General features: G+C 58.1%; 14 protein-coding genes. 9 read left to right on the top strand and 5 right to left on the bottom strand.

The genetic code is table 11. From position 1 onward, the window contains the following. From tmk to AB5Y82_RS12850, 5 genes are all read left to right on the top strand, one after another. A partial coding sequence (tmk, locus tag AB5Y82_RS12830) for a dTMP kinase (RefSeq protein ID WP_368174053.1) occupies window positions 1-421 on the top strand: 421 nt, incomplete at its 5' end. Beyond that, window positions 406-1,353: a DNA polymerase III subunit delta' gene (holB, locus tag AB5Y82_RS12835; RefSeq protein WP_111901115.1), complete on the top strand. Its 948-nt coding sequence runs from the start codon at window positions 406-408 to the stop codon at window positions 1,351-1,353. The genes tmk and holB, both read left to right, overlap by 16 nt. A gap of 25 nt (window positions 1,354-1,378) precedes the next feature. Further along, entirely contained in the window at window positions 1,379-2,158 is a 780-nt protein-coding gene (locus tag AB5Y82_RS12840) for a TatD family hydrolase (RefSeq protein WP_111901114.1), read from the top strand. Between the two features lie 372 nt (window positions 2,159-2,530). Next, a complete protein-coding gene (locus tag AB5Y82_RS12845; protein ID WP_236758026.1) occupies window positions 2,531-3,472 on the top strand; it encodes a tyrosine-type recombinase/integrase in 942 nt (313 codons plus the stop codon). A gap of 161 nt (window positions 3,473-3,633) precedes the next feature. Next, on the top strand, window positions 3,634-3,918 hold the full coding sequence (locus AB5Y82_RS12850) for a RepB family protein (protein WP_368174054.1): 285 nt from the start codon (window positions 3,634-3,636) through the stop codon (window positions 3,916-3,918). A 226-nt stretch (window positions 3,919-4,144) separates the two neighbouring features. Here AB5Y82_RS12850 and rsmF read toward each other — a convergent pair whose 3' ends face one another. The 4 genes from rsmF to AB5Y82_RS12870 all read right to left on the bottom strand — a co-directional run bounded on the left by rsmF (window position 4,145) and on the right by AB5Y82_RS12870 (window position 9,540). Then, window positions 4,145-5,575 carry a 16S rRNA (cytosine(1407)-C(5))-methyltransferase RsmF gene (gene rsmF / locus AB5Y82_RS12855; RefSeq protein WP_111901111.1) on the bottom strand — a complete coding sequence of 477 codons (1,431 nt, stop codon included), beginning with the start codon at window positions 5,573-5,575 and terminating at the stop codon, window positions 4,145-4,147. Window positions 5,576-5,719: 144 nt separating this feature from the next. Continuing rightward, window positions 5,720-8,272, bottom strand: coding sequence for an MlaD family protein (locus AB5Y82_RS12860; RefSeq protein WP_111901110.1), 2,553 nt, complete (start codon window positions 8,270-8,272; stop codon window positions 5,720-5,722). A gap of 55 nt (window positions 8,273-8,327) precedes the next feature. After that, window positions 8,328-8,936 (bottom strand): paraquat-inducible protein A, encoded by a 609-nt coding sequence (locus AB5Y82_RS12865; protein ID WP_368174084.1) that lies wholly within the window; start codon window positions 8,934-8,936, stop codon window positions 8,328-8,330. Next, on the bottom strand, window positions 8,914-9,540 hold the full coding sequence (locus tag AB5Y82_RS12870; protein ID WP_368174055.1) for a paraquat-inducible protein A: 627 nt from the start codon (window positions 9,538-9,540) through the stop codon (window positions 8,914-8,916). The genes AB5Y82_RS12865 and AB5Y82_RS12870 overlap by 23 nt, the downstream gene beginning before the upstream one ends. 147 nt (window positions 9,541-9,687) lie before the next feature. Between AB5Y82_RS12870 and prpB the strand changes: the two genes are divergently transcribed. From prpB to AB5Y82_RS12885, 3 genes are read left to right on the top strand one after another with little or no spacing between them, the layout of a single operon-like run. Continuing rightward, window positions 9,688-10,575, top strand: coding sequence for a methylisocitrate lyase (gene prpB, locus AB5Y82_RS12875; RefSeq protein WP_368174085.1), 888 nt, complete (start codon window positions 9,688-9,690; stop codon window positions 10,573-10,575). Between the two features lie 10 nt (window positions 10,576-10,585). Beyond that, on the top strand, window positions 10,586-11,719 hold the full coding sequence (prpC, locus tag AB5Y82_RS12880) for a 2-methylcitrate synthase (protein WP_368174056.1): 1,134 nt from the start codon (window positions 10,586-10,588) through the stop codon (window positions 11,717-11,719). Between the two features lie 10 nt (window positions 11,720-11,729). Further along, window positions 11,730-13,175 carry a bifunctional 2-methylcitrate dehydratase/aconitate hydratase gene (locus AB5Y82_RS12885; protein WP_368174057.1) on the top strand — a complete coding sequence of 482 codons (1,446 nt, stop codon included), beginning with the start codon at window positions 11,730-11,732 and terminating at the stop codon, window positions 13,173-13,175. A gap of 244 nt (window positions 13,176-13,419) precedes the next feature. Here the strand turns inward: AB5Y82_RS12885 and AB5Y82_RS12890 are convergent, their stop codons facing one another. After that, window positions 13,420-14,148: a hypothetical protein gene (locus tag AB5Y82_RS12890; RefSeq protein WP_338774918.1), complete on the bottom strand. Its 729-nt coding sequence runs from the start codon at window positions 14,146-14,148 to the stop codon at window positions 13,420-13,422. Window positions 14,149-14,407: 259 nt separating this feature from the next. On the opposite strand from AB5Y82_RS12890, the gene AB5Y82_RS12895 reads away from it, so the two are divergent. Further along, window positions 14,408-14,740 carry a polyhydroxyalkanoic acid system family protein gene (locus tag AB5Y82_RS12895; protein ID WP_139441359.1) on the top strand — a complete coding sequence of 111 codons (333 nt, stop codon included), beginning with the start codon at window positions 14,408-14,410 and terminating at the stop codon, window positions 14,738-14,740. Window positions 14,741-14,842 lie beyond the last annotated feature (102 nt).

The following is a 14,842-nucleotide window of genomic DNA, read 5'->3' on the forward strand; positions in this document are numbered from 1 at the left end:
GGTACAACTGGTGGAGACCCGCATCAAGCCGGCACTGGCCGATGGTATCTGGGTGGTGGGGGATCGCCACGATCTCTCCTCCCAGGCCTATCAGGGGGGCGGCCGTGGTATCGATGCCCAGCTTATCGGAGCCATCAAGCAGGCGGTGCTCGGCAACTTCAAGCCGGATCTCACCCTCTATCTCGATATCGATCCTGCCCTTGGCTTGCAGCGCGCACGCCATCGCGGCGAGCTGGATCGCATCGAACTGGAGCAACTGAGCTTCTTCGAGCGTACCCGAACTCGTTATCTCGAACTGGCCGCCCAGGATGATTCCATTGTGGTGATCGATGCGGCGCAAACGCCGGAACAGGTCAAAGCGGCCATCGAGTGTGCATTGGATCACTATCTGTCGAACGAGCCGCTATGTATCCCTGGCTGATCCCTGACTGGCATGCCCTGAGCCAGACGGCCCAGTCCGGTCGTCTCGGCCACGCCTGGTTGTTGCTGGGCGATCCCGGTCTTGGCAAGGAGCAACTGGCTGAGCGGCTGGCGCGTTTGCACCTTTGCCAACAACCGGATCGTGGAGAACCGTGTGGTCAGTGCCACTCCTGCCAGCTGTTTGACAAGGGCAACCACCCGGATCTCGGCACCATAACGCGCGACAGCAAGACCATCGGGGTCGAGGCCATTCGCGAGATCTGCACCCGGCTGCAGGGCTCTGCCCAGCTCGGCCGTGGCAAGGTGGTGATCATTCCTGATGCGGAGCGGATGACCGAATCGGCAGCCAATGCCCTGTTGAAAACCTTGGAAGAGCCGGCCGGCGACAGCTTGCTGTTGCTGATTGCCTCCCAGGTTTCCCGGTTGCTTCCCACCATTCTCAGTCGCTGTCACAAACATGTCTGTCAGTTGCCTGCGGAAGGGGAAACAGTACGCTGGTTGGCCGAGCAGGGTCATCAGGCCACTCTGGCTCAGGTGCGGATCTGTCAGGGGGCACCGCTGCGGGTACTCGACTATATCGAGCTGCAACAGGACGGTACTCGCCGCGAACTGCTGGAACAGTTTGTCGCCCTGAGTCAAAGTCCGGTCAAGGCGACGGCACTGTGCAGCCAGCTTGGTCAGGAGACGCAGGTCAGGTTGCACTGGTTGCAGCTCTTCTTGTGTGATGCCCTGAAAACCCAGGCCGGATGTGGTCACCATCAGCTGGCCATGCCTGATCTGGCCATCTTGAGCCAGCGGTTGGCGGAGCAGCACTCCAGCGAAAAACTGCTGGAGGCAGAACAAGATCTGGTTGCCCTGAAAGCGGCCTGTCAGCCGGGTCAGCTCTCCAATCCCACCATCCATCTGATGAACTGGCTCAGTCGCTGGTTATAAGTACCGACAAGCAGAAAGGTTTTATATGTTACTCGTTGATTCCCACTGTCATCTCGATCGCCTCAGCTATGGCAGCAAGCAGACCAGCATGTCTGATGTACTTGCCAAGGCCGCGAAACTGGACGTGGGATATTTTCTCTGTGTCAGTGTGACTCAGGCACAGTTCCCGACCATGCTCGAGGCGATCGCTCCCTATCCCCAGGTGTTTGCCTCTTGCGGTGTACACCCGCTCAATCAGGAACCCGGTGTCGATGCCGAGTTGCTGCTCAAGCAAGCTGCCGATCCACGTGTGGTGGCCATCGGTGAGACCGGTCTCGATTACTTTTACTCGCCCGAGAACAAGGAAGTTCAGCAAGCCTCTTTCCGCGAACATATCCGGGTTGCTCGCGCGCTGAACAAGCCGCTGATCATCCACACTCGCGATGCCCAGCAAGATACCTTGCAGATCATGCGTGAAGAGGGCGCGGATCAGGTCGGCGGTGTGCTGCACTGCTTCACCGAATCCCTCGAGATGGCGCAAGCGGCGATGGCGATGGGGTTCTATATCTCAATCTCCGGGATCGCCACCTTCAAAAATGCGTCCGCCCTGCAAGAGGTGGTCAAGGCTCTGCCCCTCGACAGATTGCTGGTCGAGACCGACTCGCCCTATCTTGCCCCCGTACCGCATCGGGGGAGGGAGAACGAACCCGCCTTTGTGCGAGACGTTGCGCAGTTTATTGCTGACCTGCGTCATATTCCGCTCAATGAATTGGCAGAAGCCACCAGCCGGAATTTCTTTGAACTGTTCAAGCTGGCGAAAAAATAACCCCCAAGCCCCGTTATTCGGGGCTTTTTAATTTTCAAATACCAAGCTGATTACCCACCTGAATATCAATACCGAGCTGCGTTATCTCTCACCTTTTCTAGCCAATGTAACCTGTTCATCCATAGATACAGAGTTGAATGATACTCCGATGTTTCGTTTATCTAATGTGGCCAAAGAGTATAAAAACAGCATGTTTTAAGTATCGATAATATTCATTATCGGTACTTGATGTATGGGAAGGATCCTGTAAGATCCTCTCAAACTTCATATGAATCATAGAGTTCAGTGGCATATCCATCCTTGTCTAATCCAGCTCATCAGTCACTGCAGACTGTTTTTGATGCACAGCTAAATAGTCGGGCACGCCGCTTTTTGCGCAGTGCAAAAGCGGATTCCACACTCAATGCCTATCAGGCGGATACCCGTATTTTTGTCTTCTGGTGTCAATTGCACGGACTGGATCCACTGCAAACCACCCATCACGACATCATGAATTTTCTCGCTGATCAGGCCGACGGCGTATTGGCCGACTGGATATGGCTGGATAAAGAGGAGGGGAAGGGAGAGCTGCGTAATGGCGAGCCTCGAAAACCGGCAACCCTGGTGAGACGGCTTGCCGGGATCCGTTATGCCTTCAAGCAGAAAGGCATTCATCCCATGCCCACCGAACATCCCGAAATCAAGGAGATGATGCGCGGCATTGTCAGGTTGGGGGATAACCGTAAACACAAAACCGGCGCCCTGACGCTGCAACCATTGACCCAGGTGCTGGATGGCATCGACACCGGTGATCTGGCTGGTTTGCGTGATCACACCCTGCTGCTCTTGATGTTCAGTGGCGCCTTGCGCCGCTCGGAAGCAGCCCGAATTGAGGTGAGCGATCTCGATTTTGTGGGGCAGGGGATCCGCCTTCGCCTCAAACCGAGCAAACATCAGCTGCATGAAACCGAGATCGCCCTGATCCCGGGCAAGCATTACTGTCCCGTCTCGGCACTACAAAAGTGGCTACACAAAAGCGGGATCAGCGAGGGGCCACTATTTCGGCGCATGAATCGTTGGGGTCAACTGATGGCCGAACCGCTCGGCCCTCAGGGCATCAATCTGATGATCAAGCGCCGAACCGGCCAAACCATTGACGATCTCTACGTCAGTGGCCACAGCCTGCGTCGCGGGTTCATCACCTCGGCGGTGACTGCCGGAAAGCCGATGAACAAGATCATTGAAGTCACTCGCCACAAGGATATGCGAACCCTGCAGGAGTACTTCGATGACGCCCACAAATTCTCCGATCATGCCCTTGATGGCTTGCTTTGACACAACTGCGTCACTTCATTTTTTATGTTAAATGATATCTTGTTGATCTGATGATATATTTGCCGTGCAGCCTGCAGCCCAAAGGGGATGGGCCATCTTCCTATGGATAATGGCATGTGATGAGAGATAACAAATCCGGAAATGGAACATCGCAAGGACATATGAGCCAAGAAATGACAGTGCGTGAAGAGCAAGAGGCGGTGTCCCAAAACAATGCCGAGCGGCAGCGCCAACATGTAAAACGCAAGCAGGAGACCCATACCCGGCTGCAATGCTGGATCAGCAATCGCCACGCCGAACGATTGGCCGCACTGGGTCTTCATCTCGAAGACAGTCAGGCATCACTCATCGAGCAGGCGATCGATCTGCTCTACCAACATGAGCTGGGTAGAGAAACTCCGTTTGAAAACAGAGTCACCACACAGGTCGAAGAGACCGTTGAATAGACACAAGAGTGAAGTAACAGCGATACGTGAAGAGATAAAAAAAGCCAGGTACGAATTCCTTGTACCTGGCATAGGGGAATTGGCTCCTTGCAGAGCCGTGCGCTAACTGGTGTTCGGATTGCCTTAAGCTTAGACAAGGCTCAAGGCTTTTCAAGATCCGAAGAAAAGTTCAACCAGAGTGTGGGTATTTCAGACTCGTTCAAGTGCTTATGCACCGAACGGCCCACTACGCATTGAACAGATTGTTGTCACGCACCAGCTCGCGGGGGAGGGCATTCTTGACCCGACTACCCACCCATTTCCCCATCCCCAGGGTATGTCCCTGATAGCGGACGATCACCTCGCCAGTGCCCGCATCCTGTTCTGGCCAGACGTCCCGCCCCATCATGAATTCCCGCGCATTGGCGCTATCAAGCTCAACCACGCCCTTGCTCGCTTTATCGCCATAGGCCAGTGCCCACTCATGAGTGAGGCGATAACCTTTCTTGAAGGTCTCGGCCAACTTGATGCCGATGCGATCGAAGCGCAGCTTGCCCTGCACCTGATCAAACAGCTGGGGGAAGAGCCAGATCTCGTCATTGCGGCCAAACAGTTGACCCTGCGGTGCCACCCCGAAGTTGGCTTCGATCTCGCGCAACATGGGTTCCGCCTCTTTGGCAGGAAGCGGCGCAAAAGGGAATTTACCCAGCTTGCCAGGCTTGAACATGGTGTTGGGCACCGAGTGATGCTTGCGCAATCTGGCGACGAAAAAGCCTTCACTATCGAAGATCTGGGGCCAAACGTGCAGGTATCCTTCGTATGTACAGGCCTGCTCTGCATGGGGGAACAGGTCTGCCAGCGAGTCAAAACTCAAGGCATCGCCAAACTTGTCCAGCAGGGATTGGCAGACCGCCTGATTCTCCTGTTCACTCAAGGTACAGGTGGAGTAGACCAGTACGCCACCCGGTTTCAAGGCATGGAAAGCGCTCTCCAGCAACCCTTGTTGCACCGCCGCAATCTCGTCGATGCTCTCGATACTCCAGTTGCGCAGCGCATCTTCATCCTTGCGCACCGTACCTTCACCGGAGCAGGGGGCATCGAGCAGGATGGCATCGAAGGTCTCCGGCAACCACTGACCAAATACCTTGGCATCAAAATGGGTCATCCCCACATTGGTCACGCCGCAGCGCTGGATATTGGCGCTAAGCACTTTCAACCGGCTGCTGGAAAACTCGTTGGCAACCAGCATTCCCTGATTGTTCATCAGAGCCGCGATCTGGGTGGTCTTGGAGCCGGGGGCCGCCGCCGCATCCAGCAACATGCCATCCGCTTTGATCTTGTCGCTGGCAAAGAGTGCCGTCACCGGCAGCATGGAGCTCGCTTCCTGAATGTAGAAGAGCCCGCTCAAGTGCTCGGCGGTGTTGCCAAGGGGGACAGTTTCATCGCTGCGGGTCAGCCAGAAGCCGGTATCACACCAGGGCACAGGGTCGAGCTGCCAACCCAGTGGCTCCATCAGGGCGACGAAATCCGAGACGGCTATCTTCAAGGTGTTGACCCGAATGCTGCGGCGCAGCGGACGTCGACAACTGGCCACAAAGTCTTCCATCGAGAGATGGGCCGGCATGATGGCCGCAATGTGGCGTAAAAAGTAATCGGGAAGGAAGGTGTTGTCGTGCACTGTGCCGTCTCGTTGACCGAAAAAGAGGGGCGATATCCTACCACAAGGCTAAGAATATTCTGAATCTGAACCCTATCAACAAGCACCGGAATATAAAAAAGCCCGGCACAGTGCCGGGCTTTGATGAGATACAAAGGGAAGAGATCAGGGCTGGATACGCGGACTCCACTCCAGCCACTCTTTCTCGGCCTTGCCGTAGAGCGGATAGCTGTGTCCTGCCTTGACGGTTGGACCCATTTCTCTCTCCGGCGTATTGAAAGCAATACCGCCAGCCAGCAGGCTCTGCACCGTCTCCACTTCGATGGTGCCGCCGGTCAGCCCGATATCCGCCTTGACCCCGGAGACATTCCAGAAACGGGAGTTGGCCCGCACCAAATGGGCATACTCCTGATCCACGTTAACGTCGATCACCACCTCGCTACCATCCCGAGCCAGCGCCACCTTGGTGACACTGCCCACAACCATCTTGCGAAACAGCAGCGGGCTGCCGACGCTAAGGCCATTGACGGAGGGGCTCTTGAGGGTCAGGGCCAGACCCACCGGGCCGACCTGACTCAAGGGGAAGCGATTTTTGCCAGCGCCTTTACCGGGTTGTGCCTCTACAAACGCCCCCTTGATCAGGGTGTCGAGGTGAGCGACACCGCCCAGCCCCAGCTTGGCCTGCACCAGAGTAAAGCGGGCACCGGACTGCAGGAAACGCTCGGCATAGTGGCCATCTAGTTCGGCCTTAAAGATCACCTGACCCAGAGACGGCTCCAGCTCGATCTCTTCAATTTTGCCGATATCGACCCCACGATAGCGGATCGGGCTGCCAATCCCGAGCCCCGGATTGCTCTCTGCCACCAGTGACAGCTGGCGCACCTTGGCCTTGGCTTGCTCCCTGGAATCGAACAGTTGATGGCTGCTGCGGCCATTGGCCAACCGATCGAACTCGATGGCGCCGCGCAGCAGGGTACCGAGGTTGCCCACCTTGACCTGCACCCCATCGACCCGCACCTTGGTGTCGATGGCCGGTTTTTTCCAGAATTGGGGTTGCTGGGCGAGGAGGGGAGCATAGACTCCATCAATCTCGAGTTCGATCTCGACCCCCTCTTTGGCGGCGCGCAGCTGTTTGACCTTGCCCGCTTCCAGCCCCAGATAAAGCACTGGCGAGCCAATGCCAATGCCATCGGCCTGATCTGCTTTGAGCAACCAGCGCTGCGGCTTGGCATCACGGGTGCCGAGCAGTGCCAGCTCCTGACTCGGGTAGAGACGATTAATCCGCTCGCCACTGCTGGCTTGCACCAGCTTGATCCCGCCCCCCAGCCAAGCACTGGCCGGACTGGTTTCTACTTTGATGCCACTCAGATCGGCATCAATCTGCAACGGGGCGGCGCGATAGAAGCGAGCACGATTGAGCAGATGGCCATAATTTGGCGCCATCACCAGCTCGATGCTGGCATTGCCACGCGTATCCAGGATGAGCTGGCTGATGCGGCCTACCTGCAATCCCTTGTACCAGATAGGTGCATCCTGATTGAGCCCCGCCAGATCGTCGGCCTGCAGCGTCACTTTGGTGCCGCTCTGGGGGGCGCGATCGGTCAGGGTCATCTTCTGTGCCGGTTTGCCCACCACATAGTCGAGACGAATGGCAGGGCCTGAGAGCAGGCGATCTGCATGCTGCACGCCGGTCGCGGAGAGGGAGACGCTCTCCCACACCAGTTGACTCTTGTCGGTAATGCGATAAGCCTGCTCCGGGTTGATCAGCGCTGTGACCATCCGGCCTTTATCGGTAAGCCGAATGGGGTCGATACGACCGATCTCGATCCCCTCATAGAGGATGGGCATCCCCTCCTTGACCGGAAGATCGCCAGCCGCAATGTCGATACGCTCGCCGCGCGCTGCTTCCGCCAGCCCTTTATAAAGGACGAAAGTCTGTCCCTTCTCAGGTTCCGGTGAATCTTTGGGCGAGTCAAAGGCAATGCCGCCGCTCAGGATGGAGGTGAGGCTGCCTGCCTCCACGCTCACCCCGGCCAGACTGAAGGAGCCCTTGATGCCACTGATGTTCCAGAAGCGGGTATCGGCTTTGACCAGATGCTCGAAACGCGGCTCGATCACCAGATCCAGAATGACGTTCTGGTTGTCCTGACCCAAGCGGGTATTGATGACGCTGCCCACCTCGATGCCGCGAAAATAAAGCTTGGCGCCAATCCCCACCGACCCCAGAGAATCGGCGGTCAGGTGCAGCATGCGCCCCTGAGCCTGATAGCCGGGAGGAGGGCCCTCCAGGGCATCGAAGGTCTCCTCCAGCGGATTGCTTTCACGCCCCGGTTGCAGGTTGATGTAGTTGCCGGAGACCAGGGTATCGAGACCGGAGATCTCGGTCAGCGATGCCTTGGGGCTCACCAGCCAGAAGTCGGATCCCTTGCGGATCAGCGGTCTGGCACGGCTGTCAATCTTGGCCATCACCGCAATCTTGCGGCCATCTTCAGCCAGCTCCAGCTCCTGCACCACGCCGATGGCCACCCCCTGATAACGAACCTGGGTTTTACCCGGCAAGATGCCGTTGCCCTGGGCGAAGTTGATCTGGATAAGCTGGCCACGGCTCAATACCTGCTGATAGAGAAAGCCACCTGCCAGCAGCAGGGCTATCAGGGGTAACAGCCAGACCGGCGATAACCAGCGACGCTTTTCGATGACGGGTTCAGCCCCGATCATAGTGACTCCTTATTGGCTGGATTAAACAGCACATCAGACAAAAACAGAGAAATCATCAACGGGCCGCCTTGTCCCACAGTAAACGGGTATCGAGCATACGGGCCGACATCATGGTCAGCACTACCACACCGGCAAAGGCGGTGGCCCCCGGGCCAGCGCGGACACTCAGCAGCACCCCCCGATCGACCAGTGCCACCATCAGCGAAATCACGAACAAGTCCAGCATCGACCAGCGACCGATAAAATCGATCACCCGATACATCACCAGCTGGCGCTTGCGCCGCACCGGTTTGGCCCGCTGCAACTGCCAGCAGATCCAGCCCAGCCCCAATATCTTGCCAACTGGCACCAGTATGCTGGCGGTGAGAACTATGGTGGCAATCCCGCTCATTTTGCTGCGATAGAGCATCATGATACCGCTGAAGATGGTATCTGACTGCAGCAACCCCTTGTTGTAGAAATGGGTAATCGGCAGCAGGTTGGCAGGCAGCAACATGAAGGTGGCGAGCGCCAGCAAGCCCCATGACCAGGCAAGGGAGCGGGGAATGCGCACCTGCAATTTGCTGCTGCAACGGGGGCAGACTGCCCCGGCTTGATAACGCACCAGCAGACCGCAGGTATGGCAGCGGCAGAGCCCCATCTCACGGGCGCTGGTCATGTTCAGGCTCCTTTAACGGGATCCGCGCCCAGTAGGGGACGGGGTCAAACAGGATCAGCAGGGTCATGTTGAGCAGCATCAAAATACCGAGGCTGAGCAACCCGCCACCGAGGCGCACATCGGCGATGTCGATCAGTTTGAACAGGGCAACCAGCAGGCTGACGATATAGACCTCCAGCATGGCCCAGTGGCGAAACACCTCGACCAGCTTCAAAGTGACGGGAAGAATGTGCCAACGTTTGGCCAGACCCGAAGCCAGCACAAAGATCCCCGCCAATAACCCCACCGGCGCCAACACGGCGCACCAGAGCACCAGGCTGGCTACCCACCATTCACCTTCGCCAAACAGCACCAGGATACCGCGCAGCAGATCGGCGTCGGTGTTGACCCCCGCCAGCCGCAGATAGATCAACGGCTCAAAAAATGCGGAGGGCAGCAGCAGAAATCCGGTGATGGTCAGGGCCATCAACTGGGAGGGACGAAAGGCATAACGGCCATAGAGATGCTGGTGACAACGCGGGCAGTGGGCATGGCGACGCAGCGGCAGTGCTTTGCGCTGGATCAGCAAGTCGCACGCCGGACAGACAATTACGGAACCGGGCTCCATCATACAATTCAACCTGTTGAAGGAATTGGTGAAATTTACCCTAAAACCGGTTTCCTGTCTTGCCTGCGGCCGAAATGTTACGAAAGTATAATTGACGTTAACGTAAACGTGATATTAGATAGCCAGACTAGACAGGTGAAAGGAGTCATGATGTCCAGTTTGTCCCCCTCGGCAGGCCTGCGCTTTCGCACCGCCCTTGCCAATGAACATCCCCTGCAGATCGTCGGCACCATCAATGCTTATATGGCGTTGATGGCCGAGCGCAGCGGTTTTCAAGCCCTCTATCTCTCCGGCGCCGGGGTAGCCAATGCCTCCTACGGCTTGCCGGATCTCGGCATGACCTCCCTCAACGACGTGCTGATCGATGCCGAGCGGATCACCGCGGCGACCCGAGTGCCGCTGCTGGTCGATATCGATACCGGCTGGGGCGGGGCATTCAATATCGCCCGCACCATTCGCGCGTTTGAGCGGGCCGGGGTCGCCGCCGTCCATATGGAAGATCAGGTGGCCCAGAAGCGCTGTGGTCATCGCCCCAACAAGGCGGTGGTCACGCTGGAGGAGATGTGCGATCGCATCAAGGCGGCGGTGGATGCCCGCGAGAATAGCGAGTTCGTCATCATGGCTCGCACCGATGCACTGGCGGTGGAGGGGATGGAGTCGGCTCTTGAACGCACCGCCGCCTATGTGGCCGCTGGCGCCGACATGATCTTCGCCGAGGCGGTGACCGAACTGGCCCAGTATGACCAGTTCAAGCAGGCGGCCAAAGTGCCCATCCTCGCCAACATGACCGAATTTGGCAAAACCGAGCTGTTTGACAAGGAGCTGCTCGCCGCCCACGGCGTCGACATGGTGCTCTACCCCTTGAGTGCCAACCGGGCCGCCAATCAGGCCGCCCTCAACGTCTATCACCATATTCGCCAGGATGGCCATCAACGCGCCGTCGTGGAGACCATGCAGACCCGGGAGTCGCTCTACGACTATCTCGGCTATCACCACTACGAGCAGACACTGGATCGTCTGTTTACAGCCAAGGAATAGGAGGCAGCTTATGGGACAGCAAAAACCGTTGGGCGGAGCCGGTCTGCGCGGTCAAAGCGCAGGGGAGACCAGTATCTGCACCGTGGGCAAGAGTGGCACCGGTCTTACTTATCGCGGCTATGACATCAAGGAGCTGGCCGACAGCGCCCAGTTCGAAGAGGTCGCCTATCTGCTGCTCAAGGGGGAGTTGCCCGGTGAGCAGCAGCTTGACGCGTACAAGCGCGAACTGCGTCGCCTGCGCACTTTGCCGACGGCGCTGCTGGAGGTACTGGAGCGCATTCCCGCCGATGCTCATCCCATGGATGTGCTGCGCACCGGCTGCTCCATGCTCGGCGATCTGGAGCCGGAAGATGGCTTCGAGCATGAGCATGAGCATGAAGTGGCGGATCGGCTGCTGGCCGCCTTCCCGGGCATTCTGATCTACTGGTACAAGTTCAGTCACGAGGGCGTTCGCATCGCCCTCGATACCGACGAGGAGTGTATCGGTGGCCATTTCCTCGCGCTGCTGCACCAGAAAGCGCCGAGCGAGCTGGAGCGGCGGGTGATGCATGTCTCCCTCATCCTCTACGCCGAGCATGAGTTCAACGCCTCCACCTTTGCAGCGCGGGTCTGCGCCTCGACCCTTTCCGATATGTTCTCCTGTATCACCGCCGCCATCGGCACCCTGCGCGGCCCGCTCCATGGCGGCGCCAACGAGGCGGCCATGGCGATGATCGAACATTGGCAAGACGAGACGCAGGCAAGGCGCGAACTGCTGGCCAAGCTGGCGGCCAAGGAGAAGATCATGGGCTTTGGCCACGCCATCTACCGCACCTCGGATCCGCGCAACGTCATCATCAAGGAGTGGTCGGCCAAACTTGCCGAAGCGGTGGGTGATGATCGCCTCTACCGCGTCTCCTGCGAAGCTGAGAAGGTGATGTGGGAAGAGAAAGAGCTCTTTCCCAACGCCGACTTTTTCCACGCCAGCGCCTATCACTACATGGGGATCCCGACCAAGCTGTTCACGCCTATCTTCGTCTGCTCGCGGGTCACCGGCTGGTGCGCCCACGTGATGGAGCAGCGCGAGCACAACCGGATCATACGCCCGAGCGCCGATTATGTCGGCCCGGCCCCCCGTCACTTTGTCTCTCTACAACAACGATAAGGAAGTCACGATGTCCGCCAACGTCGACGTCAACCACAGACCCGAGCCCGATCAGGTGCTGGTCGATATTGCCAATTATGTCTGCAACCACCCCATTACCAGCGAGGCGGCCCTCGACACCGCCCGCTACTGCCTGATGGATACGCTGGGCTGTGGCCTGCTGGCCCTGCGCTTCCCCGAGTGCACCAAACACCTTGGCCCCATCGTACCCGGCACCCTCGTACCCCACGGCGCCCGGGTGCCCGGCACCCAGCACTGCCTCGATCCGGTCAAGGCAGCCTGGGACATCGGTGCCATCATCCGCTGGCTCGATTACAACGACACCTGGCTGGCCGCCGAGTGGGGTCACCCCTCCGACAATCTGGGGGGCATTCTGGCCACCGCCGACTGGCTCTCCCGTACTCGCGTGGCCGAGGGCAAGGCGCCGCTCACCATGGCCGATGTGCTGGTGGCCATGGTCAAAGCCCACGAAATTCAGGGTGTGCTGGCGCTGGAAAACTCCTTCAACCGGGTCGGTCTCGATCACGTGGTGCTGGTCAAGGTCGCCAGCACCGCCGTGGTGACTCACATGCTGGGGGGTACCCGTGATCAGGTGATCGATGCGATCTCCCAGGCCTGGGTCGATGGCCAGAGCCTGCGTACCTACCGGCATGCCCCCAATGCGGGGTCGCGCAAGAGCTGGGCGGCGGGGGATGCCACCTCTCGCGCGGTGCGCCTCGCCCTTATCACCATGAGCGGCGAGATGGGCTATCCAGGCGTACTGAGCGCGCCCAAGTGGGGTTTCTACGACGTGCTGTTCAAGGGCAATCAGTTCGCCCTGCATCAAGGGTACGGCAGCTATGTGATGGAAAACGTGCTGTTCAAGATCTCCTATCCCGCCGAGTTCCATGCCCAGACCGCGGTGGAGTGCGCCATGAAGCTGCACGGTCAGGTGAAGGGGCGTCTGGAGGAGATCGACCGTATCGAGCTCACCACCCATGAGTCGGCCATTCGTATCATCAGCAAGGTCGGTGCCCTCAACAACCCGGCCGATCGGGATCACTGCCTGCAGTACATGGTGGCGGTGCCTCTCATCTTCGGTCGCCTGATCGCCGAGGATTATGAGGACGATGTTGCCGCCGATCCCCGCATCGACGCGCTGCGTAGCAAGATGGTGGTGCAGGAGGACAAGCGTTACAGCCGCGAGTATCTGGAGGCAGACAAGCGTTCCATCGCAAACGCCATCCAGATCTTCTTCAAGGACGGCACTCACACCGCCAAGGTGGAAGTGGAGTATCCGGTCGGCCATCGTCGCCGTCGGGAGGAGGGGATCCCGCTGCTGGTGGATAAATTCCAGCACAATCTGGCCACCCGCTTCCCGGCCAAACGGGTCAGCGACATTCTGGCCCTCTGTCAGGATGGGCCGCGCCTTGCCGCCACCCCGGTACACGCCTTTATGGATCTGCTGGTGATCTGACCGATATCTACCGGCAAACAGCGATAAACGAAAAGCGGGCCCAGCGGCCCGCTTTGTCGTCTGGCAACTTCTTGCACAATCAAACGTTCAGACGTTGCTACTTCTGCCTGTTACCAACGATCGGGCCTCGCGTTGTTGTAATGTCACCACCACGGCAACGATCCGCTTCCCGCACACTGTTTCACTGACGTAACAATGACCAATTTTAACTCGATTTATTTGCAACAATCTTCGTCTATCGAGCTTAAGCCAGCACGCTGCTATCACCGCTAAAGAGCGCCGTCATGATCGCCGTCTCGCGACTGGCGATGGTTTCAAGAAACTCGTTGGCACGCCCCATGTGATGACACACCTGATAGCCCCGCTCGACAAAGGAGAAGAGCTCGCCAAGCCCCGCTAGATGGGCGGGCCCTGACACCAGCTTGAGGGTTGCCCCCAGCAGCGGTTTTCTCGCTAGCCTATCCAGCGTCATGCCAAGCTCGCTCACCAGCGCAATCTGATGTTCCCGGCGCGCCTGTTCACCTACGGCACGATAGGCGATGGTGTAATGGTCCGGCGTGATGGGATCAATGCCATCAATGCGCCGCAGCGCCACCACCATCAGGTAATCCAGCTCTTCGGAGAGGGCATCAAGCTCGATCGCCTGCGCCAGCACCTTGAGACCGGACTCCGGCAACAGCCGCTCGGCGGTCGGCATCACCCGCATCACATCTGCATCGCGGCGGGCGCAATCCCCGGGGCCATAGAGATCGGTCAGGAAAAACTCGGCGGCGGGGCCGTAGCGGTCACTCTCCAGCAGATCACGATGGGTTCGCCCCAACCGGTCGGCCTGCCACTGGCGTAGCCGATCCCGATCCTGCTGATCTTCCGGGTGGGCACGCATCTGCTCGCGCAAGGCTGCAACCCGCTTGAGCTGGCGGTAGAGCCGACCCAGGGTGCTATCGTCGTCGTGGGCATGTTCTTGATGCGTCATCTACAGCTCTCTGGCCTTGGGCCCATTGATGGGAATTCGGTGATACGAAGATACAAGTGAATGAAAAACAAGCAGCTTTTGCTGACCGTTCCGTGACAAGTGTAGCGCGCACGGGGGAGGGAATAAATGCCATGCCCCGTTGATGGCCTGCATCCCTCTCGACTCTGTTAAGTGAGTCCCATTTATGTGAACCATCCTTTCATTTGTTGTGAACATGTGTTTAATATCAATAACTAACTTATGACCCAGAGTAACGACCATGTTCTTCAACTCGCTCGCTGGCAGCAGCGCACTCTCTACCATCCAGATCAGCCGTCAGCATCCGCTGGGACTGGCCGCCGCCCGGATCGCGGCCGAAGCCATCGCTGCGGACATGAGCGAGAGCTATCAACTCGATTGCGAATGGGCGGATGAAGAGGAGACCGAGCTACACTTTCGCGGCTCAGGGGTACATGGCACTCTCACCCTGGACGAAGATACCCTGGAACTGGAAGTGCATCTTGGTTTGATGCTGTTGCCAGTACGCAGCGTACTGGAGCAAGAGATCCTCGATTATGTCGACAATCGCTTACCTTGTCCCAAACGTGTTTGAAACTCTTCGTTGCACTGGCTTTAAATAAACCAGCTGTAAACGATGGTTGTTTGAAATAAATTGGCAAGCCATAAGGTTTGTCAGATTTATTATCCGGCGAGG

The organism is Aeromonas sp. s13, from assembly GCF_040907905.1.
GTDB lineage: Bacteria > Pseudomonadota > Gammaproteobacteria > Enterobacterales > Aeromonadaceae > Aeromonas > Aeromonas veronii.

Bases quoted from the DNA above. Each gene is read 5' to 3' on its own strand.
- prpC (WP_368174056.1), top strand. From the start codon at position 10,586: ATGGGACAGCAAAAACCGTTGGGCGGAGCCGGTCTGCGCGGTCAAAGC.
- AB5Y82_RS12870 (WP_368174055.1), bottom strand. From the start codon at position 9,540: ATGATGGAGCCCGGTTCCGTAATTGTCTGTCCGGCGTGCGACTTGCTG.
- prpB (WP_368174085.1), top strand. From the start codon at position 9,688: ATGTCCAGTTTGTCCCCCTCGGCAGGCCTGCGCTTTCGCACCGCCCTT.
- AB5Y82_RS12860 (WP_111901110.1), bottom strand. From the start codon at position 8,272: ATGATCGGGGCTGAACCCGTCATCGAAAAGCGTCGCTGGTTATCGCCG.
- AB5Y82_RS12885 (WP_368174057.1), top strand. From the start codon at position 11,730: ATGTCCGCCAACGTCGACGTCAACCACAGACCCGAGCCCGATCAGGTG.
- AB5Y82_RS12895 (WP_139441359.1), top strand. From the start codon at position 14,408: ATGTTCTTCAACTCGCTCGCTGGCAGCAGCGCACTCTCTACCATCCAG.
- AB5Y82_RS12890 (WP_338774918.1), bottom strand. From the start codon at position 14,148: ATGACGCATCAAGAACATGCCCACGACGACGATAGCACCCTGGGTCGG.
- AB5Y82_RS12850 (WP_368174054.1), top strand. From the start codon at position 3,634: ATGAGCCAAGAAATGACAGTGCGTGAAGAGCAAGAGGCGGTGTCCCAA.
- holB (WP_111901115.1), top strand. From the start codon at position 406: ATGTATCCCTGGCTGATCCCTGACTGGCATGCCCTGAGCCAGACGGCC.
- AB5Y82_RS12840 (WP_111901114.1), top strand. From the start codon at position 1,379: ATGTTACTCGTTGATTCCCACTGTCATCTCGATCGCCTCAGCTATGGC.